Raw genomic sequence first — 1416 nt, 5'->3', positions numbered from 1 at the left:
TAGTGATATGATTTATCCCCTTACATTTTTTGAGGGAATCTTCCATGGTTCTATTCCTTCATAGCCAGGGTGGGATGTCAAAGGCTCCTCACTTTGACAGTCCACCCTGGCTATGAAACCATCTATAATGGAAGTTTCACTCAAATGTAGAGGCTATTTGCATAAGGATTTTCTCTTTGAGTAAACTGTTTGTTGATAATGAAGTAAGACAGCTCCCACTAAACGAAAAGCGGACTGAGTGTTAGGAAAAATCCGTATGACTCTTTCCCTTCTGCGAACTTCTTGATTTAACCGTTCTAATGAATTCGTACTTCTTATATGAGGCCAAAGAGCTTGTGAATGTCCCATATATTGAATGGTATCTTCAAAGCCTTCATCAAGGATTTTTAAGGCGTTTGTGAATTTAGGGTTTTCACCGAATTGGTTCATAAGTTCCTCTTTGAAATTCCTCATATCCTCTATAGTTACCGCTTCAAAAATCCGCTTGACCATCGTCCTAATTTCACCAGAATCTTTCTTTGGGAGTTTCTCGATAATATTACGTTTAAAATGTACATTACATCTCTGCCAGCTAGTGCCGATAAACTCCCGTAGAATTGCTTTTTGAAGACCTTGATGAGCGTCTGAAATAACGAGCTTTGGAGACTGAAGTCCACGGGATTTAAGCTGTTGAAAAAATCGACTCCAGCTATCATAGTTCTCAACATGATCAACTTGAAGGCCAAGAATCTCACGAGTGTTTTTATCAGTCAGGGCGGTCGCAATATAGATCGCTTTGGAGACAACTCGATGGTGCTCGCGCACCTTAATATACATAGCGTCCACAAAGATAAAAGGATAGTAGGAGACATTAAGTGGTCTCTTGGCCCAGTCGTTAACGATAGGATCTAGCTTTTGAGTAAGAGAGGAAACAAAAGACTTTGAAACGTTCTCCCCACAAAGCTGTTCCACAATATGTGTAACCTTACGAGTAGATATACCATTAATCACCATTTCCACCATTGAGATAACGAAGGCTTGATCACAGCGTGCATATTTTTCAAAAACGGAAGTTGAAAATTCACCATTTCTAGTGCGTGGTACTTTAAGTTTTAGCTTCCCAATACTCATCGTAAAATCACGTTCGTAGTAGCCATTACGATAATCTAAACGGTCAGTCGTGCGTTCGTAACCAGCAGCTTGTATATATTGATCTCTTTCTTTTTCCATGTATTCATTTAAAACAAGGACAATAGCAGATCTAACAACAGTATCAATATTTGAGTTTATAACGGCTTCTTTTAAAACATCCAAATCTAGGTTAAACTGTATTTGAGTCATTCTTATTCCTCTTTCATTGTTTATCGTCGTTGAAAACAGTGTTGACAAGAAGGAATAAAATGACTCTTCTTTTTACACAATTATATGGACTTAATC

At 38.1% G+C, this 1416-nt stretch carries 1 protein-coding gene; it reads right to left on the bottom strand.

Going from position 1 to position 1416, the window contains the following annotated elements; all coding sequences use genetic code 11:
- Window positions 1–153 precede the first annotated feature (153 nt).
- On the bottom strand, window positions 154–1320 hold the full coding sequence (locus H9655_RS22270) for an IS256 family transposase (protein WP_191817418.1): 1167 nt from the start codon (window positions 1318–1320) through the stop codon (window positions 154–156).
- Window positions 1321–1416: the final 96 nt, after the last annotated feature.

Source organism: Cytobacillus stercorigallinarum (assembly GCF_014836495.1).
In the GTDB taxonomy this organism is placed as follows: domain Bacteria; phylum Bacillota; class Bacilli; order Bacillales; family Cytobacillaceae; genus Cytobacillus; species Cytobacillus stercorigallinarum.
The sequence above is the reverse complement of the archived record's forward strand: the minus strand, read 5'-3'. Positions and strand labels throughout refer to the sequence as shown.

Excerpts from the sequence above, each read along its gene's own strand:
- H9655_RS22270 (WP_191817418.1), bottom strand. The coding sequence starts at position 1,320 with ATGACTCAAATACAGTTTAACCTAGATTTGGATGTTTTAAAAGAAGCC.